Here is a 25,138-nt window from a genome sequence, read left to right on the forward strand (position 1 = left end):
AATGATCGAGAAGCTCGGTCAATCGCCCATCGGTGCTCTGTAATTCCCCGGCCGGTCTGGGGACGATGCGGGAGGGCGGGATGTGCGCCGGTCTTTGCCGGTGCGGGCCCGGCCATCACGAGCGGCCAGGCCCGTACCTGATCACTGCCGGACGGGTTGCGCAATGATCAGGCTCGGCCCGGCGGTCAGCGGCACGATCTTGGCAGTCGTGAATCCGGCACCGCTGAGCAGTTCGCGGTAGGCGGTGCGGGTGCGCTCTTTCCCCCCGGGGAACAGGGAGAGCATCTTGATGTCCGCGGCGAGCGCAGGGTGACGCATGCCGTTGTCGGGCAGGATCCAGTCGACGCACCACAAGACGCTTTGGGGGGTGGGCGCCATCGCGACGTGCACCTGCTTCAAGATGGCGTGTGCCCGCTCATCGTCGTAGTTGTGCAGGATGCTGGCCAGCAGGTAAAGGTCGCCTTCGGTGGGGATGCCGGTGAAGAAGTCGCCGGCCACGAAGGCGCACCGGTCCTGGAGGCCGGCTTTGCCGAGGAACTCCTCGGCGGCTTGGACGACGTCATCGCGTTCCAGCAGCGTGCCCATGCAGTGCGGGTTGTCCCGTAGCAGCGCGGCCAGGATCGTGCCGCGCCCACCCCCGACGTCGACGATGTGCTGGACCTTCGACAGGTCCTGTTCGACGAGCGATTGCCCGATGGCGGTGGAGCGGGCCGTCATGAACTCCTGAAACAGCGCTCGCTTCTCCGGCCGTTCAGCGAGATAGTCGTACGGAGCGCCGTGTTCGGCCACAGCGGCCGGGCGACCGGTGCGAACGGTGGCGGGCAGCATGCGGGCAGCGTCCACCCACAGCGGGAAGGCACGGGTCAGGACCGCAGGCCGCATCGAGCCGGGGACGCCACTACGCATCGTCTGCCCGACCAGCTCCAGGTGGTAGAGGCCGTCGGTGGGATCCCGGCGGACGAATCCTCGCGGGATGAGGATGCGCAGGATGCGCTCCAGCCTGGCTGGATCGACCGCGCAACGCTCGGCGAGATCCTGCAGCGGCAAAGGGCCGCCGGCGAGATGGTCGGCGACCTTGAACTCGGCGAAGACCGTCAGTGCAGCCAGCACCATTTCACTGTCCAGGAGCTCTTGGACGGTCTCGGCCGGGTCGAACCTCAGCACTGAGGCCGCGATCTGGCTCGGGACGGTCCGGGTGCGCTGCGGCAGCTCGGGCCCGCTGGTGGTCGCGGTGTCGGTCATGGTGTTCCTCCGGTCGAGGTCGCGGCGGGCACGAGCATCTCGCTCACGTCGACGGGCTCGTCCAGGTAGTCGTATTCCTTCATCGTGTCGGCGACGCGCTGCAGCCGCCGTCGCTCCAAGGTGGTCGGGAACCGGCCGAGGGTGATGACCTTGGCGGTCTCTTCGTCGATCTTCGTGTAGGTCGGCAGGATCGCGGTGACCGCTTCGCGGTTGGAGGCCGCCAGGTGCTGGGCCTTGGCCATGGCGCGCTGGAAGGCCGCGATGGTTTTGGGGTGCTTGGCGGCGAACGTCGCGGTGGTGCCCCAGCCCGCGATGGGGAAGTCGGCGGTCGGGCCGCTCATGACGTCGTAGATCTTGCGGGCGCCGAGGTTCGTTCCCGCGGCGGTGATGAACGGCTCGGTCATCCACAGTGCGTCCACGGTGCCGGCCTTCAGCGCCGCGGGCATGTTCGGCAGCGGGATCTCCACCAGCTTCACGTCCCCGGCGCTCAGGCCGTGGACCTTCAAGGCGACCTCGACGGTGAGGGTGCCGATGCTGCGGAGGGTGGCGACCGCGATGGTCTTGCCGCGCAGGTCCGCCGGAGACTGGACGGGCGAGTCCTTGGCGACCATCAGCACGAACGTCCCGGGAGCGGCTTGGTAGCTGTCGGCGAGCAGCGCGAGTTTCATATCTTCGCTGTGCGCCTTGATCGCGGTGATGTAGTTGAGGATCGCCACGTCCATGCTGCCGCCGACGAGTTTCGGAATGGCGTATCCGCCGCCCTGGACGGTTTCGATCTCGACCGTCAGCCCTTCAGCGGCGAAGAATCCGCTGCGCAGGGCGATCTGCAAAGGCGCGGCGTCAGGGATCGGCATGCTGCCGATCACGAGGTGGGTCTTTTCTGGTGCCTCAGGGTCGGTCTTCGTTCCGGGCGGTGATTGGCCGCATCCGGCTATCGCCGCGAAAAGTAGTAATACTGCGACGGTCAGTAACCGTGGCATGGCAGGCTCCTTCAGAAGGGGGATAGAGCTGGGGAGTCCCGTCACCGCGGGGCCGCTCCACGAGGAATCGGGGTGACGGTCTGGCGGCGGTTGCCCGACCGCCAGCGATCGGGGTGCGGGACGGTCACCCGCCCCGCACCCCACCCGGTCCGCGAACCCGGTTTCACGGACCGGAGGCGCGCCTCAGCGCGCGGCGGTGGCGGCCTCTCCGGCGCATGGAGTGCGCCGCAGTTGCGGTGTCACCGCATCGCACAGGCCCCGGAACTGCGCCGGGGAACCGCGCGAGCGTGGAGAGGTCATCACGACCTTCGGGCGGCATCGGGAAGAGGCCGTCATGACTGCTCCAGCCGGCCGATGCCGCCGATGATCCGAGGTACGTCACTGGCGGCCAGGGGCGGTGCGGTGCCCTCCAGAAAACCCTGGTGGGCCTCCATGATGTTCAGCCGGGAAGAGTGCTGGCGTTGCCTGTCGCACGGAAGGGCCGCGCCGCGAGCCGGGATGGGTGTAGGCGCCTCGCCGCTGATCATCGTTCTCCTTCGTGAAGTGGAGCGGACCGGCGGCCGCCGTGGAGAGCAGCCGGCCGGTCCGCGGCGCACGCTCGGGAGAGCCGGTAAGCCGAGCGTGCGGGCAGAAGTGGCGCGGCGGCCGCACCAGACGCCATGGGGCGCCCACCGCCGCGCCGGTCTTGTGTCACCGCCCCTCAGCGGGTCCGCGAAGGCACGCGTACCGGCCGCGAGCAGCGATTCCGGCGTGAAAGAGGGCCGCCAGGAGCCGACAGCGACGCCGTATGGCGGCCGGGTCACAGGCAGGTCCTGTCAGCGGGACGCGCCGGTACGAAAAGAGCGTGAAGCCGGTTCCTCCTGCCGTTCCGGGTCGAACGGCCGCGAACGGTCCAGCGCCATACGCCGTGCCATGACCCTGCGGAACCGGCGGGGTAGCAGGCGGCTGAGGAACGACCGGCGTGTGATGGGCGTCGTCACGAAACCGGGTTGCGCTGCTTGGCCTGGACGCGCTCAACGAGATCAGCCATCCGCGCGAACGCGGCTTCGCTCTCGGGAACGACGGGGGTCTGGTCCGGCCATCGCCGCCCGGAACTGGGCGTGGTGGATTCAGCCGGAGGAGGAGGATCTGACGGAGAAGCGGAGGAAGGACAGGTGCTCATGTCGCCTCTTTTGCGTGGAAGGAGCGGTCGATCAGACAGGGACGCACGTTGCCGCGGCCGCCGAGACGCCCCCCTCGCGGGGCAGCCGGCTCGCGTCGAGCTGCGCCAGGCGCAGCCGTGTCACCTGGTCGGAGATCCGCCGAGCGGCAGCGTCCACGTCCGCCGCGGGCCAGAAGGACACCAGCTCGCGCTCGGGTCGACGGCTGCGGGGGCTGACCGGACGGCCGATGGGCCAGAAGTAGCGTGCACCGCCCGGATCGGTGCAGACCGCCAGCGGCAGATCCTCGATCAGCAGGTGTGGGCCACCGTCGGCGTCGGTGACGAGCTCTGGGGCCAGGTGGTAGGAGTGCAGCGCGATGCGCAAGCGCCGGAGCGCGGCTATGGCTGCAGATGTAGGGGACGCGTGGTGCTGCTCGGCGGTAGTGGCCGTCATGGTCAGTGGGCCAGCCAGCCGAGGCCTCCGACGAAGTGGCCTCCCGTGGGCGTCTGTTCGTCGTCGTCGATTTCCGGCCGCCAGAGCCCCACGGGGACGATGCCCTCCTCCGACAGTTGGAAGCCCTTGAACAGGCGCGCGACCTCTTCCGGGGAGCGCAGGAACATCTGCAGGTTCGCCTGCTGGTAGAGGGCCAGGGCCTTTTCCACGTCCTCAGGGCTCATCGTCCCGGGCGTGGCGTGGCTGATCACCAGGTAGCTGCCCGGCGGCATCCATTCCCGCAGCGCGGTGATGATCTGCGCGGGCACCATGCCGGGCATGAAGTGGAACAGGGCGACCGCGGTGACGGCGATCGGCTTGCTCCTGTCCAGTGCAGCCAGCTCGGGACGGCTGAGCAGGTCCTCGATGCGGCGGACGTCAGCCTCCACGGCCTGCACCAACCCGTCGGGGTCCGTGGCCAGGAGCGCGCGGGCGTGCGCGATGGTGACCGGGTCCATATCGACGTACACAACCCGGGCGTCCGGGGCCACACGGTGCACGACCTCATGCACGTTGTCCTGAGTGGGGAGGCCAGAGCCGAGATCGACGAACTGGCGAACACCGGCCCGGGCCAAATCGTGGACACTGCGACGCAGGAACAGCCGGTTGAGGCGCGCATGCCGTTTCAGACCGGGAATGAGCTCGATCAGCCGGTCTGCTGCGGCTCGGTCAGCAGGGAAGTTGTCTTTACCGTCCAGCAGGTAGCCGTAGATGCGAGCGGCGTTCGGAACAGACGGGTCAAAGATCGGGCCCCTGGGCGAGGAAGGAAGCTCGCCGCCGGCCTCGGCGGAGGGTGGGGGAAGGGATGCGCCGGTCATCAGAAGGTCTTTCAGCTTGACGGAACAGAAGGAGCGCCGCGCCGCGATGGGCGGTCTCGGCCGGGAGCTGATGCGGTAAAGCGGTAGCGCGAGGTCCGCGCAGAGAGGGCCTCTCTCCTCAGGAGAGAGCCGGTGATGATCTAGCGCGCGGGGGCACAGCCGGCTCCTTCCTGCATGGGTCGCGTGAGGTCCGCACCCGGTCTCGGCGCGTGACGGGCCTTCATGGAAGGACACAACGACCATGCAGAGGAATGGCCAGAGCATGCCGACTACAGAATGGGTGGGAGCCAGGAAATGCTGCGGCGGCGCGGCATGCAGAATACGCGCCGGCGATTACTACTCGTCCGGTGCGTCCTTGAGTGACCGGTAGATAGCGTTCAGGTTCGGGGTGGCGTCTTTGAAAGGCGCCAGCGTGTCGAACAGTGCTGCGGCGTCAGTGATGAGATCGCTGGGAAGGCCCGCCTCGGCGAGCTCAGCTGCGGCATCACGTAGCTCATCGCCCCATCGCCAGGCCCGGTTGGCGACGCCGGGAAAGTCGGCGGGGTTGGCCGCGGGGTTCGGCCACCGGCGCACCTCGCGGGCCAGATGTTCCGACAGGCCGTAGCGGTCGGCCAGCGCGTGACCGAGTAGTGCCAGAGCACGACCGGCTTTTTGCACCGTGCTTTGGGAGAGCTTCAGTGCCGATGCCTGCCCAATGGTGAGCCCCAGCTCGGCTACGCGCAGCCAGCCGGTTTGCTCCAGTAGCGTGCGGGCGGTGGCAAGGCCGGGTTCCGGCCCGGAGAGATAGACCCGGGTCGGGTCGGCGGCCGTCGGGGTGGGCGGCGGTCCCATGATGCAGGCGTCCACGAGCTGGCCGTCGGCGGCATGCACCCGCGTGGCCAGAGCCTGCATCTGTCCGGGACGCACGGCGTTGGCCTCGATCAGCAGTCCGGTGAACCCTGCGGTCAGCAGTTCGTCGGCGACGCGCTCAGCGGCGTGTGGCGCAACGATCGAGATCGCGATGTCAGCCTGCGCGGCCAGCTTGTCCATGGGCAGGTCGGTCAGGCCCGCGGCTTCGGCGCGGTGCCGGGTCGGCGCCGAGCGGCCTTGGGTGCAGCCCACCAGGTGGTGGCCCGGTGCTGCCAGAGCGCGGGCCAGGGCTACCCCCATCGCACCCGGGTGCAGCACGGCGATCGTGTACGGGCCGGCGGCGGGAGTCATTCGGCGATCGGCAGCACCGGGACCTCATCGGCCAGTGGCGGGGCGATGGTGTGGACGGCGGTGATCTGGGTGAGCACCCGCTGCGCCAGGCCACTGTCAGGGACCTGGGCGCTGACCAGTTGACCGAGATCGTCCATGCGGCGCACGACGCTTTCCACATAGCGCTGGCGCAGCGTGTCGGTTACGGCGCTGACCTCTTGTTCGGCGCCTTCGGGGTGGCCTTGTCGCCAGCGGGCCGCGGCCAGGTCCAGGCGGGCATGACACAGCTCACCGATGCGCTGCTGACCGGCGGGCGCGGTCAGATACAGCCGGATCGACTCCTCGGCCGCGCGATGTGCCGCGCGCAGCCGGTCCGGCCCCTCGAGATGCAGGTGGGTGTTGGCCTGCCAGTACAGCTGTTTGGCCAGTGGATAGTCAGCCATACCGCCAGGATCATCCAGCGTGCTGGCGGCGTGTCGTACCCGCTCGCGAGCGCTGTCGGTCCGGGCCAGGGCCTGATCGGCCTCATGGGCGCGGCCCAGCCGGGCCAACGCCCTGGCGTAGATCGCGTGGGCACGGACCTCGGCTGTGCCGTGCTCGGTCGGCCGCTCCAGCACGGGCTCGACGATGGAGACGGCCTCGCGTGGCCGCCCATCCCAAAAGGCCATCAGCGCCTGCAAACCTCGGACCCATACCTGCACGCCACGGTGCTCGCATAGATCACCGAAATGCAGTGCGGTGCGCGCGTGCACGCCCGCGGGGTGTACCGCGCCCAGATCGAAGCTGGCATTGGCCAAGATCGCGCAGCTCCATGCAGTGACCAGGTACAGGTCGCGGGTGTAGGACGGACGGCGGGACTGGCTGGCCAGCTCATAGGCACGATCACGCAGGGCGCGAGCGGCCAAGAGCGAGTCCACCGGAGAGCTGTAGGGGTAGACGGCGGCGAGGCGTCGCAGTTCTCCGACTACCTCTTCCACCGTGTACGCGCTGAAAGGGGTGTTGTCCACGTACTCACCCAGCCGAGCCGATTCCCTCGCTGACACCGCCACGATAGCCGCCACATCGACCGTCGGGGCACCCGAGGGGGAAACAGCCATATGCCGCGGCGGCGAAGACGGCATACGGCGTTCCTGCCGGGCGGCCTGGGCCGCCTTCGCGGCCTGGGACATCACATCGACCGGCAGGCCGAAGACGGTAGCCAGGTGCTGGCGCCAGTACGGACTCGGGATGCGGTGCTCGCCCTCCCAGCGGGAGATGTGATCTTGGGTGGCACCGGAGTTGCCCGACTGCTCGACCAGGCGGGCCGCCAGAGCGGCCTGACTCCAGCCGCGTTGCTCACGCAGCCACGCGATCAGCCGACCGATAGTGGTCGGCTGGACGGGGTTGAGCGGAGCGGAGGCCACGTGTCGGCGGGACGGGAGCTTATCCACGGCCGGGTCCTTCCTGCACGATCGGGCGCCTATCTCTTGCTTGATCTACAGGACCATAACTTGTGCGCAGGACGCTACCCAAATGCACAAAAAAGGGCGCGGAATCAAAAAAGGACCCCTGTGCCCGAATTGGGGCGCGCTCTGTCACCTGTTGATTTCCTCTGCGCGTGGTGCGAGTGACCAGAACAGGAGAAACCAAGGCCCCCTCTTCCCTGAATGCTTTCATCACATGGGCATCGATCTCGTCGATGCGTTTATGCCTCGCCGCGCCGGGCCGCCAGCTCGTCACCGGCCGCCTCTACCCGCTCCACCCGGGTGCGGACCTCGCCGAGTTCCTCGCGTAGCTGCCGCAGCGCGTCGGTCTGGGCAGTGGAAGGCAGGACGTGCACGCTCGCGGCGGGGCGCCGGCCGACTCCGCGAAACGCCAGCACCGACAGCAGCCCCCAGTACATGACGGTGATCCCCGCGGCCAGCCATCGCCCGCCGACCGGGCTGGCGGCGTACACCATCGCGACCGTGGCGATCCCGTACAGCACCCACGCCAGGCGCGCCCCCCAGGAACGGGCCAGCCAGCACAGCAGCCACAAAACCGGGCCGGCCAGTTGCCAGGCCGCCCAGATCGTCTCGCCGTCGGTGGGCAGGCCGACGGCGTGCGCGGTGATGTAGGCGTGCACGGGCGTGGTGACGACCTCGGTCAAGGACCAGTCTGCGATCCGTCCCAGTCCTGCCGACAGACCCGTGGCCAGGCCCGTCGCCATTCCTTCCCCGATGCCTCCGACCAGCGCGGTGAGCGCGCCGACGGCCAGCCACAGCACCGTGATGACCGCCGTGGCCGCTGCCACGATGAAGGTGATCCGACCGGCCAGGATCACGATGTCGGCTTGGGAGGTACCAGAGCCGAACCGCTCCTCGGCCCAGGTCGTGAACTCATCGTAGCGATCGGTGGCCCAATCAGCGATCTTCACGAGCATGTGCGGCTCCTTCGCGAGGGGGACGGGGAGGGCACGAACGACAACCTGCCTTCGATCGTCTCTCGCGGCCGGGCAAAGTGCTCCGCCAACCGGAGGAAAGGCCGCAAGCGGCCACCTGCGGGCCGGCCTCCCCCGCCCGCCCTACTGGACGGGCGATGATGTCCACGCGATTGTCCTCGCGGGCGACCGGGCGTTGATCAGTTGATGCCGTCTCAGCACCCTGCGGTGGATGAGATCATGCCCAGCGACGTTGGAGCCAGCCGATCGTCGCTCGCCGCGAGCACTCACGTCGGTCGCGTAGATGCGAGTAGGTGCCAATCCCGGAAGAAAGGCCGTGTGGGTCCAGCAACTGGCCAATGCGACAAGGAACCCATCGTCTGGGACGAGCTCGGGCAGACGGTGCGGGGCGTGTCGTTCACCGGCCGAGTGCGAGAGCTTCCCTCGGCCGGCATCGAGGAGCAGATCAGCGCGTTCATCGCCCGCTGACCGGCTGCGGCGGATGCACTGGACCCGGCCAGGCGTGCGACTCGTCAGAGTCCAACCCGCCTGTATGAGGTGACGACCACCGGGTGGGTGCTGTTCGATAAGGAGAATTTCCCTGATCGGCCGCGCCAGGACATCCCCGTCCGACCTTTCGAAGGAGAGACTTTGGGCATCGTCATCGAACACGCGTTCACCCCTAAAGGTGCTGGTCACGGCGAAGACCGGCTCTTGGTAGTCGAAGACCAGGACGGCGTCCACACCATCGCGGTCATCGACGGCGTTACCGACAAGTCGGGGCGCAGCTACGACGGGATGACCGGAGGAGCCCGGGCCGCGGAATGCATCGCGGCGACCCTGGAGCGGCTCGGCCCCGGCGGGGCTCCCGCCGGGGCCGTGGCGGCGGTCACCGCGGACCTGGTGCGGCTGCGCCGCAGGTGGGGGGTCGCCGATGATGATCCCATGGCGCCGGCGGCTGTGGCGGCGGTCCTGTGGCCCCGGCACAACCTGGCCTGGCGGGTCGGTGACGTTCACGTGGCCGTGAAACGCTCCGGCCGCTGGGAGCACCACCCCGGCGATTCCCCGCTGGATCGGGTGATGGCCGGGGTGCGGGCAGCGTACCTGCAGTGCCTGCTGGCCGAGGGGCACTCCCCCGCCGAGCTGGCCGCCCAAGACCCCGGACGGCACATGCTGCTGCCGCTGCTGAAGAAGCAGAGCCGGCTGGCGCTACGCGAGGGCCCCTACGGATACGGGGTCCTGGACGGCCGACCGGTACCGCCCACCTTCATCGAGACGTTCTCCTTGGAGGAGGTCACCGAGGTCGTCCTGGCCTCCGACGGCTACCTGTCGGCCGCTCCGGACCTGGCCGCCGCCGAACGCCAGCTCGCCCAGTCCCTGGCCGCGGACCCGCTGCGGATCGGCGATCACCCCTCGACCAAGCCGATCGCACCCGGCGCGTCCAGTTTCGATGACCGCACGTATGTCCGGGTCGCCCTTCACGGGCTCGCCGTCCCGGCCGTGCGTCTGCCCGTCGTCACCGGCGCTGATGAACCCGTAGCAGAAATATCCTGACCTGCCCAGACGGTGATCACCAAGTGGAGGAGGAAATCCTGTGGTGTGGCAGCAGCATGCCGAACGTCTGGCCGCAAAGATCGTACCCACCGGATCCCGGTGGCACGAGCCCCTCGCCACCGTCGCGCGCCACCGGTTCATCTCGCGCTGGTGGACTCCTCCCGGCGGGCTGCCTAGGGCTGCTGGCAGGTGCGCGTCGGCGCTGACGATGAAGCGGCGTGGCTGGCCGTGGCCTACCGCAACGCCTCCCTCGTCACCGAGGTCAACCGCCGCCACGCCGACCACGCCCAGCCCGGCACGATCACGGCAGGGACACTGACGTCGTCGTCGGTGATGCCGAGCCTGGCGGTACGGATGCTGCGCCACGGGCAGGTCTACCCGGGCGACGACCTGCTGGTCGCCACCGGTTCCGGCTACAGCACCGCCCTGGCGACCCGGCTGCTGGGCGACACCTGCGGCACCAGCATCGACATCGACCCCTACCTGACCGATGTCGCCACCGAGCGCTTGGCCGCGATCGGCCTGCGCGTCCGAGTGCTGTGCGCTGACGGCACCGGCCCGCTGCCGGGCACCTACGACCGGATCGTCTCCATGACCGCGGTCCGGCCGATCCCACCGAGCTGGCTGGCCGCGCTACGACCCGGCGGTCGGCTCGTCACCGTCATCTCCGGCACCAACCTGCTGCTGACGGCGACCGCGACCGGCGACGGCGGCGCCGAAGGGAAGATCGAGTGGGAGCGGGCAACGTTCATACCCACCCTCCCCGCAGAGATGCTGCCCCCCGACCAGCAGACGCTGATCGTCGCTGTCCGCGACCACGAAGGCGAGGAGGTTGCTCGGGGCCGCTACCCGGTCGGGCGGATCATCCCCTTCGGGGAAGTCACCTCGATGCTCGAGGTAGTGGTGCCCGGGATCGCCCACCACTACGAAGAAGATGGTGACGGCGTGCGGACCGCGTGGATGGCGCCCCCCGACGGCTCCTGGGCGCGGCCCAGCCGGGCCAACGCCTTGGCGTAGATCGCGTGGGCACGGACCTTGGCTGTACCGTGCTCGGTCGGCCGCTCCAGCACGGGCTCGACTACGCAGACGGCGGCGAGGCGTCGCAGTTCTTCCGAGGAGCTACAGGATAAGGACGGCCTGCACAATCCGATCACTCAGTGAAGATGGCAGTGCTGCCTGGCCCGTAATCTTCAGGCTTTGCGGGTCCGGCGGAAAACTCATCGATGACGCGGATTCGGGAACAGGGCAGATTGATGGGATCGAGCCGTCAGTTTGCCGATGAAGCGCGCCATCTCCGGGTCGAAGCCGTCTTCGGCCCAGACGGCAGGATTGTCGATCGGCAGCCACTCCATGGACCGGAACTCTCGGGTGTCCGGGGTGAGCGGCGCGAAGCGGTTCGCGGAAAAGCAGAACCACAGCGTCACGTCCTGATGCGTGCCGGGTGGTCGCGTCCACGTCACCGTCAAAAAGAGCGGGGCGTCGCCGAACGCCGGGTGGAAAGGGGGCATGATTCCCAATTCCTCGGTGACCTCCCGGATGATGCCGTCTCGGGGGTCCTCATCAGGGTCCGCGTGGCCGCCGGGTAGAAGGAAGAGGCCGGCGTTGATGTGGTCGACGAGCAGGATCCGTCGGTGGGTCTCATCCACCAGTGCCGCGTACATGACCAGGTGTTGCGGCGGGGTCGCCGGCTTCGCGGTGCGAAACAGCGGGGCACCGGAGTCGATCCAGTCGAGCGTCCGTGCCTGATCGGCGGCTTCTCGCTCATCGTGTGGTGAGATGCCGGCGACGAGGTCACGCACTGTCGCGCGTGACCGATCAGCGGTCAGGACCATGCTGGGTTTCCTCCTGGTCGTCTCGGGTGGCGGTGCGGTCATCAGGTGCCCCAGGTGCCGCGCTGGAGCCTCCGCATCCGGTGGACAGGTCGGCGGTCGGGGTCTGAGGTGAGGGCATCGCGGGGCTTTACGCGGCGGTGGTGGGTCACGATGCGGCTGGTGAGGCCGTCCCTGGTGGTGTGCAGGAAAGGCGTGTCTTCGCTGGCGTGAGTCGCTCACGCGGGGCGGGCGCCGAAGCGTGCATGCCCTGCGCCGACGCGGACAGGGTGTGCAGAGCGGCGGCGAGCGTGTCCGGTCCCAGCAGCATCAATGCCCTCAGCGCGCTGATCTGGCGCCCGTACTGCCATAGGCCTGCGGTGGGGGTACGAAACGGGTGAACGGTGATGCCGTGGCCGGTGAAGGGGGCCGGGTCCAGGTAGGTCATGCCGCCGGTCCCGCACAGGTACGCTCCCGCGCCGGCCGCTGCGGCGAGGTCGGCCAGGCGCTGGGAGCGGCCGGGGCGGGAGGGCAGGTCGCTGCTGCGCAGGATCTTCCCCTGCCAGCCGAGCAGGTCCAGCAGGATCCGGGTGGAGGCCTCGGTGATGACGGCGGTGCGGTCGGTGACGGCGAACAGCTCCAGGACGGGGGCCAGGGCGTGGCACAGGAGCGGCCAGTGCGGGCTGGCCCGGTAGTTGTCATGGAGCAGGTGGGCGGTGCGGCGGCGGCACCGGTGCGGTTCGGTGATGCGGGCCTGGCGGATGAGGGTGGATCGGCCGTAGGGCAGGTGGGTGGAGATCGTCAGCCACTGCCGCCGGCTCGGATCGTCGAGGGCGGCCAGACGGGTGCGGTGCTGGTAGTCGCGGCGGGCGAACTGCACGTCGTCCAGGACGATCCAGACGTCGGACGCGAAGAGTTTGGCCAGGGTGGTCAGCCGCGGCAACAGGTTCGGCTGGTGGATGGCGCACCGCAGCGGCGGGGGCGGGTCAGGGAGCCAGGAGCCTGCTGTCGAAACCGGCGCGAAGGAGAGCCTCGTAGGCGGCATGCACGACCTCCGGGACGTCTTGGGGGATGGCGAAGCCGAGCTTGGGGTATTCGATGATGCGCTGCAGGTCGCCGACGAGCATGTCGATGACGAGTTTGTCGTCGCCGATGGCCTTGACGTAGTCGTCGAGCGCCAGCGGCTCGGAGGCGCACACGATCTCGACGTCGGGCCACAGCCGGCGGGCGGTGGCGAACGAGCGGCGCTCCATGTACGGCTTGGAGATCAGCAGCACCGAGGCCGGGTGGATTCCGGCGTCGGCCAGCAGCTCGCGGGACAGGGTGATGTTGGCGCCGGTGTTGGAGGCGTGGGGCTCCAGCAGGATCGCCGTGTCCGGCACGCCGAGACTCAGGGCGTGCTCGCGAAAGTGCACGGCCTCGCCGCGGGGGAAGCGGGCCGCGGTGGTGGGGCTGTTGCCGCCGGTGAAGACCAGGTGCGGGAACAGGCCGTCGTGGTACAGCTGGGCGGCGAACGCGGCCACGCCGAGGTCGTGGCTGCCCAGGCCGATCGCCGCATCGCACGGCCGCAGGGTGTGGCGCATCTGGTGGTAGTCCCAGATGAGCTTGGCCTGGCGCCACTGCTCGTCGGTGATGGCCTGCTGGGTGTCGGTCATGCTCGCTCCTTGGTCGCCGTCTGCCGGATGTCCTCGATGCTGCGCAGCTGGTGCACCAGACCGTACTTCGTGGCCGCGTCGGCGGCGTGATCGAGGACGGTCAGTCCATCATTGGCGGTGGCCGGGTCCGACAGCAGGATGTGCCCGTAGGCGGTCTCCAGGCGTACCCGCTGCATGGGGGCGTCGGTGGCGGCGGTGGTGCGGGCGATGTCGATGAGCTGCAGCGCTTTGGTCAGCTCGCCGGCGCCGCGGTGGGCCAGGGCGAGTTTCTGGTGGGCGACCGACCAGTCCTCGGCCTCGCCGAGCTGGTCGAATTCACGGATCGCGGCGGTCATGACGCGCAGGGCGTAGTCGTGGTGGCCGTGCTTGCTCAGCGCGGTTCCCACCCATAGCCGGGCGCGGGCCCGGTCCCGGCCGCTGAGCCGGTCGTCGACGGCGAGGGTTTCGTAGTGGTGAGCGGCGGCGTCGAGTTCGCTGGACATCTCGGCGACCACGGCCAGGGACAGGTCCAGTTGGGCGACGCGGCGGGGAATGTCGAGCTGGGTGAATATCGAGCGGGCGCCCGCGTAGGAACGGCGGGCCGATAGCGGTCCGAAAATAATGCCCTGATCGCGCTGCAGGTCACCGAGCAGAGCGGTGGACCGCGCGAAAAGGTATAAGCCTTTGTCGTCCAATTCGCCGGGTTTCCACCGCGCCAGCCACCGGTGCAGCAGGTGGGAGGCGAAAGGGAAGTCCTGGCGGCTGAGGGCGGCCACGGTCCGCTCGAGGTCGTCGGTCCAGCTCTCGTAGTCCCACATGCGCGGGCTGGCGGCCGCCAGGCCGCCGGCGGCGGCGGGTCGGCCGGTTTCGGACAGCAGGGTCTCGAAGCGCAGGTGGACGCTGGCGTCGGAGCGGGCGAGCGCGGTGTCCAAGATGGCCTGGGTGTCGGGCCGGGGCTGGGTGCCGGCCCCCAGGCGCTCCCATTTGGACACGGTGGCGACCGCGACGCCGAGATGACCGGCGAAGGCGCGGACGCTCATGCGCAGCGCCTGGCGCAACGCACGGGCTTCCAGGCCGCTCCATTGCTGCACGGTCGCCACGTCTTGCTCCTTTCCGCGCATTCATCGAAGCACGCCGGCCGCGGGCGGGAGAACGAAAGTGCAACGGAAGTACAACACCGGCCCATTTCCCGGTACTGCGATCCCGGTCAGGCTCAAAGACGTACGCGAACGGCTTTCTCCGCTGTTGTGGATTCCGTAGGGCGGTTATGATCATGGATTTCCTGACCGAGCAGCTCCCGGTGCCCGGCCCGGTCGTCTACGGCTATCTGCGGCCGATGCATGCCTCGATCGTCCGGGTACGCGCGTTGCGCGAGGCGCTGGCCGAGTACTGCCACCAGCATGAGCTGTCGCTGGCCGGGGTGTTCACCGAGCGAAGTCCCGCCTCACCGGCGTTCACCGGCCTGCTGGACGCGCTGGCGCTGCCTGGCAGCTACGGGGTGGTCGTGCCGGCCCTGTCCCATCTGGGGCCGCGAGCGACCGCTCAGGAGCGGCGCAAGGAGATCGTCCAGCGGGGGGCGCGGCTGCTGCTGGTTCGCGGTGCCGACCGCTCCGCCGGAACGCACGGCGGCCGGCTGCTCCGCCGCATCGAACCGGCCGCCGCCGCGGAAGTCGACGCATGAGGGCGTACGCGGTGCATCCGGTCACGCGAGACTTCCCCGCCGTACCCGAATCGGCGCCGGAGGCCCGGCGTTTTGTCACCGCCGTGCTCACCGGGTGGGGCCTGGCGGCCGAAAGCGTTGAGGACGCCGCGGTGTGCGTCACGGAACTGGCGGCCAACGCGCTGACCCACGGCCATGTCCCCGGGCACGGTTTCGCGGTGACGGCCGCCGTTGGTGACGGTTTCGCCCAGGTCGCGGTGCACGACCACAGCCCGCGCCGCCCGCGGCTGCGCCGCCCGGCCGACACCGACTCCTGCGGGCGCGGCCTGCTGATCGTGGAGGAGCTGTCCGAGCAGTGGGGCCTGGACGACCTCGGCCAGGACGGCAAGGCCGTGTGGGTGCGGTTCAAGTTCCCCGCGGCGGTGGGCGCCGGTCAGCTCATGGCCTTGCCCGAGCTGCAGGAGGAAGACCGGCGGGTAGCGGCCGAGTGGACGGGCGACGCTGCGCGGCTGCCGGTCACCGGCCCGGTCGCCGCCGGTGCGCACCGGCGCGTGCCGCGCGCCCAGCAGCGGCAGCGATGCATTCGGACCGGGACCGGCGCATGCCCGGCGAGCGTGTGATCCCCCCTTGTGACAGCGAAGGAGACGATGACCGTGCTCGACACCAGCACCGATCAGCCGACCGGGCCGAGATCCTCCGGTCCTCAGCCCCTGCTCGGGCCGGAGCGCCCCGACCAGGCTACGAGCGGCTTCCAGCTCGAGATCAGCAAATGGTTCGGCTTCGAGGCCGGCCACCGCCTCAACGGGCTGCCCGACGGCCACAAGTGCGGCCGCGCCCACGGGCACAGCTACCAGGTGGAGGTGCGGCTGACCGCGCAGGCGCTGACCGGGCCGGGGTTCGTCACCGACTTCGGTGAGCTGGAGCCGTTCGCCACCTACATCGCCGACCACCTCGACCACCGCGACCTGAACGCGGTGCTGGCGGTGGAGCCGACCTCGGAGCTGCTGGCGGTGCACCTGGCGCGCTGGTTCCTGGAGCACGTGGAGCCGGCCGTCCCGGGCCGCTTGGTCGCGGTCACGGTCAAGGAGACCGCCAAGACGTCGGCGACCTGCACGGTGATGCGGCCATGACCGGCCTGATGACGGCCCCGGGCACCGCGGGACGGCAGACCCTGCTGGTCGCCGAGCGGTTCGGCCCCACCCTTCAAGGTGAGGGGCCAAGCAGCGGGGTGCCTGCGGTGTTCGTGCGGCTGTCGCGGTGCAACCTGTCGTGCGGTTTCTGCGACACCCCGTTCACCTGGGACACCTCCCGGTTCGACCTGCGGGCCGAGACCATGCGCATGACGGTCGACGACGTCACCGCCTGGGCGCTGGACAGCGGCGTGGGCCTGGTCGTCATCACCGGCGGGGAGCCGCTGCTCCAGCAGGAGGAACTGGTCCCGCTGGTGGGGACGCTGACAGGGGCCGGACGCCGGGTGGAGATCGAGACCAACGGCACCGTGCTGCCGCATCCGCGGCTGCTGGTCGACGGGGTGGGATTCAACGTCTCGCCCAAGCTCACCAACGCGCACCTGCCGGAGGGCAAACGCATCGTCGCCGAGGCGCTGGAGGTGTTGGCGGCCAGCGGGCGGGCGGTGTTCAAGTTCGTCGCCGCCGCGGTGAGCGACCTGGAGGAGATCGAGCAGCTGCAGCGGCGATTCGGCCTGGGCGAGGTGTGGGTGATGCCGGAGGGCACCACCGGCGAGCAGGTCATCACCCGGGCCCGGCTCCTGGCCGAGGAGGTGATCGCCCGCGGATGGTCGCTGTCGCTGCGCACCCACGTCGTGTTGTGGGGAGACGAACGCGGCCGGTGACCGCCCCTTGTATGTCTTCGCGTTCTCGTGGTTTCGTCCGTCCTCAGAAGGGATTGCCACCGTGCCCGCCACTCCCCCCACCAGCCCTCTCGCGTCTGTCCGTGGTGCTGCGGCGCCGCCGGTCCGGCAGCGCGTCTTCGATCATGAGCGCATCTGGCGGCTGGAGCCGGAGGCCTTCGCCGCCGCTGCCCGGCTGCTGGCCGAACACGAGCGACCGCACCGGCCCACCGTCGTGGTCGCCATCGCCCGCGGGGGCGTGCCGCTCGGCCAGGCGCTGGGCCGCCTGCTGGGCGTCCCCGTGGTCACCATCACCCTGCGCCACAACCACGACGACGGCCTGAAGGTCGAGGCCACCGGGTGCGTCGACATCGTCGAATGCGCCGGGCTGCAGCAGGTGGCCTCGGGCAGCCGGGTGCTGGTGGCCGACGACATCTGCGGCACCGGCGCGACGCTGGACGTCCTGGCGCCGTTGCTGCGGCAGCACCTCCGCCCGGCCGGCGTGCGCACCGTGGTGCTGTGCCGCAACGCCGCCAGCTGTGACCTGCAGGAGGGGGCGGGACCGGACGCGTGGGTGTTCGACACCCGCGACTGGGTGGTCTTCCCGTGGAACGACCCCGCCGGTGCCGCCACCGAGCCGCTGACGGCACCGGCCGGCGTGCGGACGAGGCAGCGCGCATGCTGAGCCAGGGCCGTCCCTTGACGATCGCGTTCTGCCTGCTGAGTTTCCGGCCTGATCACCCCTCCGGTATCGAGCGCAGTCTGGCCGCCCTCATCGAGGGCGTGCGCCAGCTCGGTCATGAGGCGCTGGTGCTGGCGGCCGGTCCGGCGCAGGCCGGTGACGCCGCCGAGCCGGGCCTGATCCGCCTGGCCTCGGTGCAGCTGCCGCGACCGGCGACCAACAACGACGTGCTCGCCGCGCTGGCCGATCCGGCTCCGGTGGTCACCGAGGTCGCCGCGCTGCTCACCGAGCACGCGGTCGACCTGGTCTGCTGGGGCGACACGCTGTGGGGGCTGGGATATCTGGACGCCGCCCCGCCGGGGGTGCGCAGCGCGCTCATGGTGCACAAGGTCCGGCCCGCCCGGGACGAGCGCTGGCATCGGGCGCTGGCCGCCGCCAGTGTCGTCTGCCCGGCCAGTACCTACCTGGCGCAGGAAGGCGTCGAGGCGGGGTGGGACACCACCCGCTGGCGCACGGTGCCCAATGCGCTGCTGATGACGCCGCGCCCGGTGCCGAGCGCGGGACGGGAGATGCTGCGCCGCGACGGGCCGGTGCGCGTCGTCTCCCGCGTCGAACCCGCCAAGGGACTGGCCGAGCTCGTCGACGCGATCCCCCCTGACTGGAACCGCCCGATCGAGCTCGTGTTGGCCGAGGCTGATTTCGAGTTCTGGCCGGGCATGCAGGCCGACGTCATCGCCGCGTGCCGGGCCGCGGCCGCGCGCCGGCCCGGCCTGGTCACGATCCGGCCGGCGCTGGGCTGGCGGCAGGTCCCCGGGTATCTGGCCGGAGCCGCGGTGACGATCATCTCCTCGATCGAACCGGAGACGTTCTGCTTCACCGCCGCCGAAGCCCTGTCGGTCGGCACCCCGGTGATCTCCTTCGATTTCGGCAACGTCCCGCTGCTGGCCGGCCCGGCCGGCCGCATGGTGCCGCTGCCCCACGGCGCGGAGGCGCTGTGGGAGGCCACGGATGCGCTGCTGAAGGACGCCCGCGCCTACCACGCGGCGGCAACGGCCGCCCCCGGCCAGGTCGCCGCCTACACCCCGGCCGCGGCGGCCGAGGCGCTGCTGGCCGCCGCCGCGAGCGCCCCGCCGCGCCCCGGCCGCCCGGCCGAGGGCGCCCTGCCGGTTCCCCCGCCCCGCTGAACGATCGCATCTGTCGTGGGGAAACGTCCCCCGGCCCCGTCGTCCCTTCCACGGACAAGAGGAGGGCACCACCATGTTCGGCCTGTCCCCTGGTGACCGCGCACTCGTCGTCGCGGTCCACCCCGATGACGAAAGCTTCGGGCCCGGCGGCACCATCGCCGCCCTGGCCGACGCCGGCGTCACCGTCGACGTGCTGGCCATCACCTGCACCAGTCTGCCCATGTACGGCGGCACCTCCGATGCCCGGGTGCGGGCCGCGGAGTTCACCGACGCCTGCGACGCGCTCGGCGTGCGCGGCCGGGCGATCGCCTGGACCGACACCGATCACGCCCGCAACCCGGGTGCGTTCCTTCCCGACCTGATCACGCTGATCGAATCCGGTGCGGGCCCGTCGCTGCGCACCAGCGCCCCGGACGCGTTGCTGCTGCCCGCGCACGGCGCCCACCATCAAGACCACCAGGCGGTGCACCGGGCGGCGCTGGCCGCGGCCCGGCCCGGGGACCGGCGGCTGCGGCCCGTCCCGCGGATCGTGCTCGGCTACGACGGCCCCGAGGACCGGGCCTGGCAGGCGGCCGATCACCGGCCGCTGCTGGTGGACACCACCGCCGCCTGGGCGGTCAAGGAGAAAGCGCTGCGGTGCCACGCCAGCCAGGTCCGCGACGCCCCGCATCCGCGCAGCGTGGCCAAGATCCGCGCGCTGGACGAGGCGGCCGGCGCCGCCTGCGGGGTCGGCACCGCCGAACGGTTCGCGATCTACCGGATGGAAGTGTGAGCATGGCCGTCTCCGACCTGCCCGTCTCCGGCCCGCCGGTCCCCTCCCCCGCCGCGGCGGCTCCGATGGCCCCGGCCGCCCTGGCCGCACCGGCCCGTTCCGACGTCCTGGTCGCGCACCAGCCCGCGTTCCTGCCCTGGATGGGATACCTGTCGCGCCTGACCGACGTCACGCGCCTGGTGGTGCTGGACCAGGTGCAGTTCACCAAGGGCGGCTGGCAGAACCGCAACTACATCCGCGGCCCGCACGGCAGCGCGCACCTGCTGACCGTTCCGGTCCGCCACGACTTCGGCCAGTCCCTGCACCAGGTGCACCTCACCCAAGACGCCTGGCGGGCCCGGCACTGGCGCGCCCTGACCGAGCGCTACGGCCGCGCCCCGTACTGGCCGGACTGGAGGGACCGCCTGCAGGAGGTCTACGCCCGGCGCTGGGAGTACCTCATCGACATCGACGAGGCGCTGCTGCGGCTGCTGCTGGACGGGTTCGGCCTGCCGGTGACGCTGGTGCGCGCCAGCACGTTGCCGGTGGCCGGGCGCAAGACCGCGCTGCTGACCGACCTGTGCCGGCAGACCGGTGCCCGGGTGCTGCGCGTCGGGACCGGTGGCACCTCCTACCTGGACGCCGCCCTCCTGAAGGACGCCGACATCCGCGTGGAGGTCGCCACCTACCAGCCACCTCCGACGAGCGGAGGCTCGGCGATCAACCCCCGCACCGGCCGGGCCGTGCCGCTGTCGGCGCTGGACGCGCTGCTGCACCACGGCCCCGGCGCCCGCGACCTGCTGTTGTCCGGAGCCCGCCTGCACACCTGGCCGGAGGTGCACCCGTGAGCGTCAACGGGATCCACCCGCCCCCACCGGCCGATCCCCCCGATCCCCCCGATCCCGCGGGCGCGCTGCCCACGCCGCTGACGCCTCCGCGGCCGCCGGTCGATCTGGCCGCCGTCGAAGCGCACACGCGCCACCTGCTGGTGCTGCTGGGCGAAGACCCCGACCGCGAGGGCCTTCAAGAGACGCCGCGCCGGGTGGCCGCCTGGTGGCGTGAGTTCCTCGACTATGACCCCGGCCGGATCGCGACCGTCTTCGGCCACGAGGCGCGCGGGGAGCAGTACGTGCTGGTGCGGGGCCTGACGGCGTGGTCGCTGTGCGAGCACCACCTGCTGCCGTTTCGGGTGGAGGCCGCCGTCGCCGTCATCCCGCACGGCCAGGTCCTGGGGTTGTCGAAACTCGGGCGGATCCTTCAGCTGCACGCCCACCGGCTGCAGCTGCAGGAACGCCTGACCAGCCAGGTCGCGGCGACGGTCGCCGAGGTGTGCGGCAGCGCCGACGTCGGCGTCTGGATGACCGGCGAGCACCTGTGCATGAGCATGCGCGGGGTGCGCGACGACGGCGCCCGCACCGACACCCTGTGCCTGCTCGGCCGCCTGCGCACCGACACGGCGCTGGCCGAGCGGCTGCACACCGCGGTACACGCCGGGAGAACCCGGTGACGGCCGCGTGGGTGAGCGTCGAAGGGCCCAACGGCGTCGGTAAGACCCACCTGGCCCGGCAGGTGGCCGCCGCGCTGGGCGAGCGGTGCGTGCCGCTGGTCGAGCTGCCCGACGCCCCGCCCGAGGCCCTGCCCGGCCGTATCATCGCCGCCCTGCACCAGGGCGGCGACCTGTTCCTGCGCACCGGCCGGCCGCGCACCGAGACGCTGCTGCTGATGGCCTTGCAGGTCCACCGGCACGAGCACCTCGGCGACATCGGGCCCGGCCGGCTCGTGCTGGAAGACCGCGGCCCGCACACCGTCGCCCTCTACCAGGCGGCGATCTTGACGCCGGACGGCGACGACGAGCGCGCCCTGCGCCTCGCCGGCGACCTGCTGGGCATGATCGGCGCCTGGCGGCCGCTGCCGGACGTGACCGTGCTGCTGGCCGACGACCCGGCCCGCTGCCTGGCCCGGTTCGAGCAGCGGATCGGCCGGCCGGCGCGCACCGACGAGCGCACCCTGATGCGGCGCGCGGCCCGGCTGTATGAGCACTTCGCCGCCGCCCACTCGCAGCAGATCCTGCTGCTGGACCGGCGCGACCACGCCGAGGCCGACCTGGTCGCGATGATCATTGAGGCGTGCCGCACCGTCATCGACATCCGTACCGGCGCCGTCGCGCTCACCGCGGCGGAGGTGAAGGAGACGATCCCGCATGCGTGAGGTGACCCTGCTGTGGGGGCTGCGCAGCCCCTGTAACCTCGGCTGCCGCTACTGCTACTTCGGCACGGTCGAAGAGCACCGGACGCTGCCGCCCGCCGCGGCCGGTGCGCTGTCGCACCTGTCGCGCAGCGACCTGCCGCTCGAGCAGATCCTCGCCTTCACCGCCACCTTGAAGGACTCGCCCGTGCAGCGGGTGTTCCTGGCCGGCGGGGAGCCGCTGATCTGGCCGCCGATCCTGGACGTGATCGCGGCCGTCAAGAACACCGGCGTCCAGGTGGTCGTCTGCACCAACGGGATCCCGCTGAACCGCCCCGACCTCGTCGCCGGCCTGCTGGAGCGGGGCGTCGATGCGGTGTCGGTGTCGCTGGACTCCGCCGACCCCGTCTACAACGACACCTGGCGGCCCGCCCGCAACGGCCGCGACGGCTGGCGGCAGGTCATCGACGGGGTCACGGCGCTGCTGGCCGCCCGGGCGGCCTGCGGCGCGGCCGGGCCCAAGGTCGGCCTCTACAGCGTCATCACCCGCCGGAACCTGCCCGACATCACCGCGGTGCCGGCCCTGGCCGCCGAGCTCGGCTGCGACTACGCCGTCCCCCAGCCAATCGCCCTGAGCGGCGATCACGCCCTGCACGGCGAGCTGTCGCTGAACGGTGCGCATGCGGCCGAGCTCACCGAACGCTTCACCGCCCTGTACGGCGCCCGCCTGCCGCTGCGGCTGCCGCCGGCCTCCTACCCCGGGCGCGTCGCCGCCGCGGTGAGGCAGCCGACCGGGCGAGTGAAACGCTGCTTCGGCGGCACCACCCTGTTCTTCGTCGAACCGGACGGATCGGTGTGGGACTGCCCGTCCTCGCTGAAGATCACCGCCACCCCGGCCGAGCGGCGGCGCAGCATCGTCGACGCCACCGCCACCGACCTGTTCACCCCCACCGGGTGCGCAGCCGACTGCGGCCTGTTCTCCGTCGACTGCGTGAACATGTGGCCGCTGATGGGCTTCGACCGCCTCCTCACCCCGACGGGTGCCGCATGATCCCGCCCCCACCACCGCCGGTGGACGCCGCGGTGCTGCAGCCGGTGCTGGAGCGGATGCCCGACCCGGCCGCCCAGGCCGAGACGGCCGCACTGGAGGGCGAACTGGCGGCCGCGTTCGGAGCGGCGCACGCGGTCGCGGTCAGCTCCGGAACCGCCGCCCTGCACACCGCCCTGGTCGCCTGCGGTATCGGCGCCGGTGACGAGGTGCTCCTCCCTGCGGCCACCGTGATGATGACGGTCGCCGCGATCGTAGAAGCGGGCGCGCATCCGGTGTTCGTCGACGCCGCTGTCGGCGGCGGCCTCGACCTGGCCGACCTGTCCGCCAAGGTCTCTGCGCGCAGCCGGGCGATCGTGCCGGTGCACCTGTACGGCCGCTGCGACGGTCTCGGTGAGCTGGTCGCGCTGGCCCGCCACCACCGGCTGATGGTGATCGAGGACGCCTGCCAGGCCCAGGGCAGTGTCCATCACGGGCAGGCGGCCGGGACCGTCGGCGACGTCGGCTGCTTCAGCCTCAAGGACGGCAAACTCTACGCCGCCGGTGAGGGCGGCTACCTGCTCACCGGCGATCCGATCATCGCCGCCCGAGCGGCGGCCTACCGCACCCACTGGGCCGTCGGCGCGCCCGGGATGCCCGCGCGCAGCCGTCTGGGCCGCAACTACCGGCTGCCGGAGCTGTCGGCCGCCGTGGCCCGCCACCAGCTGCCCGGCTTTCCGGCGGCGCTGGCCCGCCGCCGCGCCCAGTCCGCCGCCCTGATCGAATGCGTCGGTGACCTGCCCGGCCTGGACGTGATCGGCCCCGGGCCGGGGGAGGAGCCCAACGGCTACAGCCCGCTGTGGTCCATCACCCTGCCCGAACCCCGCGCGTTCGCCCGCCGCCTGGCCGATGCTGGAGTGCCCAACAGCGTCGGCACGTTCGGGCTGTGCGCCGCCCCGCTCCACCCGGCCTGCCGGCTGCTGGACCCGGCGCCCTGCCCGGCCGCCGCCGACCGGCTCGACCGGCTGCTCGCCGTGGTGGTGGGCGCCAAGGACACCGAAGCCGATCTGCGCGCCTACGCGCGGATCATCCAGAAAGAGGCCCTGGCATGGACCGAGCAGAGCACCTGACCCCGCCGGGCGGGGCGGGGCTGGCCGCCGATCCGGATTTTGCCCGCCACACCTACCTGGTCATCGACTTCGAGGCGCTGACCCCGGCCGGTCGCCCGCCGGCACCGACCGAGGTCGCGGCCCTGGCGTTGGAGGCCAAGAACGGCGAACTGGTGGAGGTCTGGCGGTTTCAGGCGCTGATCCGGCCGCCGCGCGAGGTGCCGGTGACCGACTTCGATGTGCGCCAGACCGGCATCACCGCCGCCATGCTGGCGCAGGCGACCGGACCCGAGCACGTCATGGCCGCCCTGGACGCCCTGCTGACCGCGCCGCCGTACCGGCTCATCGCCCACCACGCCGCGACCGAAGCCGGGCTGATCGCCCACCAGGGCGCGTACTGCCCGGCGCTGGCGGCCGTCCCGCTGCTGGACACCGTCCGCCTAGCCCGCCTCATCTACCCGGAGCTGTCCTCCCACAGTCTGGACGCGCTGCTGCGCTACCTGCGCATCCCGATCCCGGCCGACCGGCACCGGGCGATGCCCGACGTGGAGGCCACCGCGCAGGTGCTGCGGCGCATGCTGGCCGAGAACACCACCGCGCGCCGGTGGACCACCCTGCACGCGATGGACGCCGCCGCCGGCCTGCCGCCCAAACGGCTGCCCGCCGCCGAAGGCGCCCAGGAAGGACTCTTCTGATCCCGCGGCCCTCACCCACGGGAGGCCTCCCCCCTCGATGGCGGGCCGCCTGCGGGTGAGGACGGCGGGGATCGGGACGCGCACCCCCTACTGCGGGAGGACCACGTGACCGGAGGCGATCAGCTCGAGCACTTCCTTGGCCTGCAGCCGCGAGTCCTCGGCGACGGCGTCGGCCTCACCGAGCCCGCTGCGGGTGAACCAGCGCACCCGGTGGTCGGCCTCCTGCACCGGCGTACTGTCCGCGGCCCAGGCCAGGAACACGTTGTCGACGTGGACGTGCGGGACGGCGGTGTGATTGTCGGGTCCGGCGTTCATCTCCACGATCCACCAGGGCGCCGCCACCGCGGTGTGCGGGAAGCCCGCGGGCAGCGCGACGGCCGGCGCAGGGATCAGCTGCGTCACCAGGCCGGTCTCCTCCCGGATCTCCCGGAGCGCGGCCTCGGCCGGGTTCTCCTCGGCCTCCACATGCCCACCGGCGGCCATCCACTCCTCCATCCGCGGATGCCACACCAGCGCGATCTCCACCTCCCCGCGCTCGGTACGGCGCAGCACGAACGCGCTCGCGGTGGCCTCTTTGATCATCTGCGCTCTCTCCTTCGTCTCGGCTCGCACCCCTCACATGAGGCCCACCGGCCCCAGACGTCCGAGCCTGACACACCGCTCCCCGGGCCGACCGGCGATGCGGCGAAACCGGTCCCTGCCTGCCCTGTCCGCCCCCATCCCGCGAGCACGACCCCGCCGGAAGGACAC

The 25,138-nt window shown here is 71.0% G+C and carries 29 protein-coding genes; 16 read left to right on the plus strand and 13 right to left on the minus strand.

Going from position 1 to position 25,138, the window contains the following annotated elements; all coding sequences use genetic code 11:
* Nucleotides 1-141: 141 nt before the first annotated feature.
* The 8 genes from HS048_RS34035 to HS048_RS34070 form a co-directional block, all read right to left on the minus strand.
* Complete coding sequence (locus HS048_RS34035; protein ID WP_196469967.1) at nt 142-1,242, minus strand: methyltransferase; 1,101 nt, start codon at nt 1,240-1,242, stop codon at nt 142-144.
* A complete protein-coding gene (locus tag HS048_RS34040) occupies nt 1,239-2,222 on the minus strand; it encodes an ABC transporter substrate-binding protein (protein WP_196469968.1) in 984 nt (327 codons plus the stop codon). The genes HS048_RS34035 and HS048_RS34040 overlap by 4 nt, the downstream gene beginning before the upstream one ends.
* Before the next feature lie 332 nt (nt 2,223-2,554).
* Nucleotides 2,555-2,749, minus strand: a complete 195-nt coding sequence (locus HS048_RS34045; RefSeq protein WP_196469969.1) for a hypothetical protein — start codon at nt 2,747-2,749, stop codon at nt 2,555-2,557.
* A gap of 666 nt (nt 2,750-3,415) precedes the next feature.
* Nucleotides 3,416-3,817, minus strand: a complete 402-nt coding sequence (locus HS048_RS34050; protein WP_196469970.1) for a hypothetical protein — start codon at nt 3,815-3,817, stop codon at nt 3,416-3,418.
* 2 nt (nt 3,818-3,819) lie between these two features.
* On the minus strand, nt 3,820-4,674 hold the full coding sequence (locus HS048_RS34055; protein ID WP_196469971.1) for an SAM-dependent methyltransferase: 855 nt from the start codon (nt 4,672-4,674) through the stop codon (nt 3,820-3,822).
* A gap of 336 nt (nt 4,675-5,010) precedes the next feature.
* Nucleotides 5,011-5,874, minus strand: a complete 864-nt coding sequence (locus tag HS048_RS34060; RefSeq protein ID WP_196469972.1) for a DUF1932 domain-containing protein — start codon at nt 5,872-5,874, stop codon at nt 5,011-5,013.
* The gene (locus HS048_RS34065; RefSeq protein WP_196469973.1) at nt 5,871-7,283 is read right to left on the minus strand and encodes a helix-turn-helix transcriptional regulator; all 1,413 of its coding nucleotides are present in this window, start codon (nt 7,281-7,283) and stop codon (nt 5,871-5,873) included. The genes HS048_RS34060 and HS048_RS34065 overlap by 4 nt, the downstream gene beginning before the upstream one ends.
* A 254-nt stretch (nt 7,284-7,537) precedes the next feature.
* Complete coding sequence (locus tag HS048_RS34070) at nt 7,538-8,254, minus strand: hypothetical protein (protein ID WP_196469974.1); 717 nt, start codon at nt 8,252-8,254, stop codon at nt 7,538-7,540.
* Between the two features lie 336 nt (nt 8,255-8,590).
* Here HS048_RS34070 and HS048_RS34075 point away from each other — a divergent pair, with 336 nt between their 5' ends.
* From HS048_RS34075 to HS048_RS34085, 3 genes are all read left to right on the plus strand, one after another.
* Complete coding sequence (locus HS048_RS34075; protein WP_196469975.1) at nt 8,591-8,740, plus strand: hypothetical protein; 150 nt, start codon at nt 8,591-8,593, stop codon at nt 8,738-8,740.
* Nucleotides 8,741-8,965: 225 nt separating this feature from the next.
* Nucleotides 8,966-9,805 carry a hypothetical protein gene (locus HS048_RS34080; RefSeq protein WP_196469976.1) on the plus strand — a complete coding sequence of 280 codons (840 nt, stop codon included), beginning with the start codon at nt 8,966-8,968 and terminating at the stop codon, nt 9,803-9,805.
* A 189-nt stretch (nt 9,806-9,994) separates the two neighbouring features.
* A complete protein-coding gene (locus HS048_RS34085; RefSeq protein ID WP_196469977.1) occupies nt 9,995-10,822 on the plus strand; it encodes a hypothetical protein in 828 nt (275 codons plus the stop codon).
* 200 nt (nt 10,823-11,022) lie between these two features.
* Here the strand turns inward: HS048_RS34085 and HS048_RS34090 are convergent, their stop codons facing one another.
* The 4 genes from HS048_RS34090 to HS048_RS34105 form a co-directional block, all read right to left on the minus strand.
* Nucleotides 11,023-11,637 carry an NUDIX domain-containing protein gene (locus HS048_RS34090; protein WP_196469978.1) on the minus strand — a complete coding sequence of 205 codons (615 nt, stop codon included), beginning with the start codon at nt 11,635-11,637 and terminating at the stop codon, nt 11,023-11,025.
* Nucleotides 11,638-11,782: 145 nt separating this feature from the next.
* Entirely contained in the window at nt 11,783-12,556 is a 774-nt protein-coding gene (locus HS048_RS34095) for a WbqC family protein (RefSeq protein WP_196469979.1), read from the minus strand.
* Nucleotides 12,557-12,599: 43 nt separating this feature from the next.
* Complete coding sequence (locus tag HS048_RS34100; protein WP_196469980.1) at nt 12,600-13,268, minus strand: YdcF family protein; 669 nt, start codon at nt 13,266-13,268, stop codon at nt 12,600-12,602.
* Entirely contained in the window at nt 13,265-14,347 is a 1,083-nt protein-coding gene (locus tag HS048_RS34105) for a helix-turn-helix domain-containing protein (RefSeq protein WP_230882569.1), read from the minus strand. Before HS048_RS34105 ends, HS048_RS34100 begins: the two co-directional genes overlap by 4 nt.
* 173 nt (nt 14,348-14,520) lie before the next feature.
* Between HS048_RS34105 and HS048_RS34110 the strand changes: the two genes are divergently transcribed.
* The 13 genes from HS048_RS34110 to HS048_RS34170 all read left to right on the plus strand — a co-directional run bounded on the left by HS048_RS34110 (nt 14,521) and on the right by HS048_RS34170 (nt 24,388).
* A complete protein-coding gene (locus tag HS048_RS34110) occupies nt 14,521-14,928 on the plus strand; it encodes a recombinase family protein (RefSeq protein ID WP_196469982.1) in 408 nt (135 codons plus the stop codon).
* Nucleotides 14,925-15,527, plus strand: a complete 603-nt coding sequence (locus HS048_RS34115; RefSeq protein WP_196469983.1) for an ATP-binding protein — start codon at nt 14,925-14,927, stop codon at nt 15,525-15,527. The genes HS048_RS34110 and HS048_RS34115 overlap by 4 nt, the downstream gene beginning before the upstream one ends.
* Nucleotides 15,528-15,554: 27 nt before the next feature.
* Nucleotides 15,555-16,037 carry a 6-carboxytetrahydropterin synthase gene (locus HS048_RS34120; RefSeq protein ID WP_196469984.1) on the plus strand — a complete coding sequence of 161 codons (483 nt, stop codon included), beginning with the start codon at nt 15,555-15,557 and terminating at the stop codon, nt 16,035-16,037.
* Complete coding sequence (locus tag HS048_RS34125) at nt 16,034-16,759, plus strand: 7-carboxy-7-deazaguanine synthase QueE (protein ID WP_230882570.1); 726 nt, start codon at nt 16,034-16,036, stop codon at nt 16,757-16,759. Before HS048_RS34120 ends, HS048_RS34125 begins: the two co-directional genes overlap by 4 nt.
* Nucleotides 16,760-16,820: 61 nt before the next feature.
* Nucleotides 16,821-17,441, plus strand: a complete 621-nt coding sequence (locus tag HS048_RS34130) for a phosphoribosyltransferase (protein ID WP_196469985.1) — start codon at nt 16,821-16,823, stop codon at nt 17,439-17,441.
* Complete coding sequence (locus HS048_RS34135; protein ID WP_196469986.1) at nt 17,435-18,622, plus strand: glycosyltransferase; 1,188 nt, start codon at nt 17,435-17,437, stop codon at nt 18,620-18,622. The genes HS048_RS34130 and HS048_RS34135 overlap by 7 nt, the downstream gene beginning before the upstream one ends.
* A 73-nt stretch (nt 18,623-18,695) precedes the next feature.
* Complete coding sequence (locus HS048_RS34140; RefSeq protein ID WP_196469987.1) at nt 18,696-19,394, plus strand: PIG-L deacetylase family protein; 699 nt, start codon at nt 18,696-18,698, stop codon at nt 19,392-19,394.
* 2 nt (nt 19,395-19,396) lie between these two features.
* Entirely contained in the window at nt 19,397-20,221 is an 825-nt protein-coding gene (locus HS048_RS34145; protein WP_230882572.1) for a WbqC family protein, read from the plus strand.
* Nucleotides 20,218-20,880, plus strand: a complete 663-nt coding sequence (folE, locus tag HS048_RS34150) for a GTP cyclohydrolase I (RefSeq protein ID WP_307832745.1) — start codon at nt 20,218-20,220, stop codon at nt 20,878-20,880. Before HS048_RS34145 ends, folE begins: the two co-directional genes overlap by 4 nt.
* A complete protein-coding gene (locus HS048_RS34155; protein ID WP_196469988.1) occupies nt 20,877-21,581 on the plus strand; it encodes a thymidylate kinase in 705 nt (234 codons plus the stop codon). Before folE ends, HS048_RS34155 begins: the two co-directional genes overlap by 4 nt.
* Nucleotides 21,574-22,608: a radical SAM protein gene (locus HS048_RS34160; protein WP_196469989.1), complete on the plus strand. Its 1,035-nt coding sequence runs from the start codon at nt 21,574-21,576 to the stop codon at nt 22,606-22,608. Before HS048_RS34155 ends, HS048_RS34160 begins: the two co-directional genes overlap by 8 nt.
* The gene (locus HS048_RS34165) at nt 22,605-23,714 is read left to right on the plus strand and encodes a DegT/DnrJ/EryC1/StrS aminotransferase family protein (protein WP_196469990.1); all 1,110 of its coding nucleotides are present in this window, start codon (nt 22,605-22,607) and stop codon (nt 23,712-23,714) included. The genes HS048_RS34160 and HS048_RS34165 overlap by 4 nt, the downstream gene beginning before the upstream one ends.
* Entirely contained in the window at nt 23,693-24,388 is a 696-nt protein-coding gene (locus HS048_RS34170; RefSeq protein WP_196469991.1) for a PolC-type DNA polymerase III, read from the plus strand. The genes HS048_RS34165 and HS048_RS34170 overlap by 22 nt, the downstream gene beginning before the upstream one ends.
* An 87-nt stretch (nt 24,389-24,475) precedes the next feature.
* On the opposite strand, the gene HS048_RS34175 is transcribed toward HS048_RS34170, so the two are convergent.
* A complete protein-coding gene (locus HS048_RS34175) occupies nt 24,476-24,970 on the minus strand; it encodes an NUDIX domain-containing protein (protein WP_196469992.1) in 495 nt (164 codons plus the stop codon).
* Between the last annotated feature and the right edge of the window lie 168 nt (nt 24,971-25,138).

This window comes from Planomonospora sp. ID91781 (genome assembly GCF_015711595.1).
Classification (GTDB): Bacteria; Actinomycetota; Actinomycetes; order Streptosporangiales; family Streptosporangiaceae; genus Planomonospora; species Planomonospora parontospora.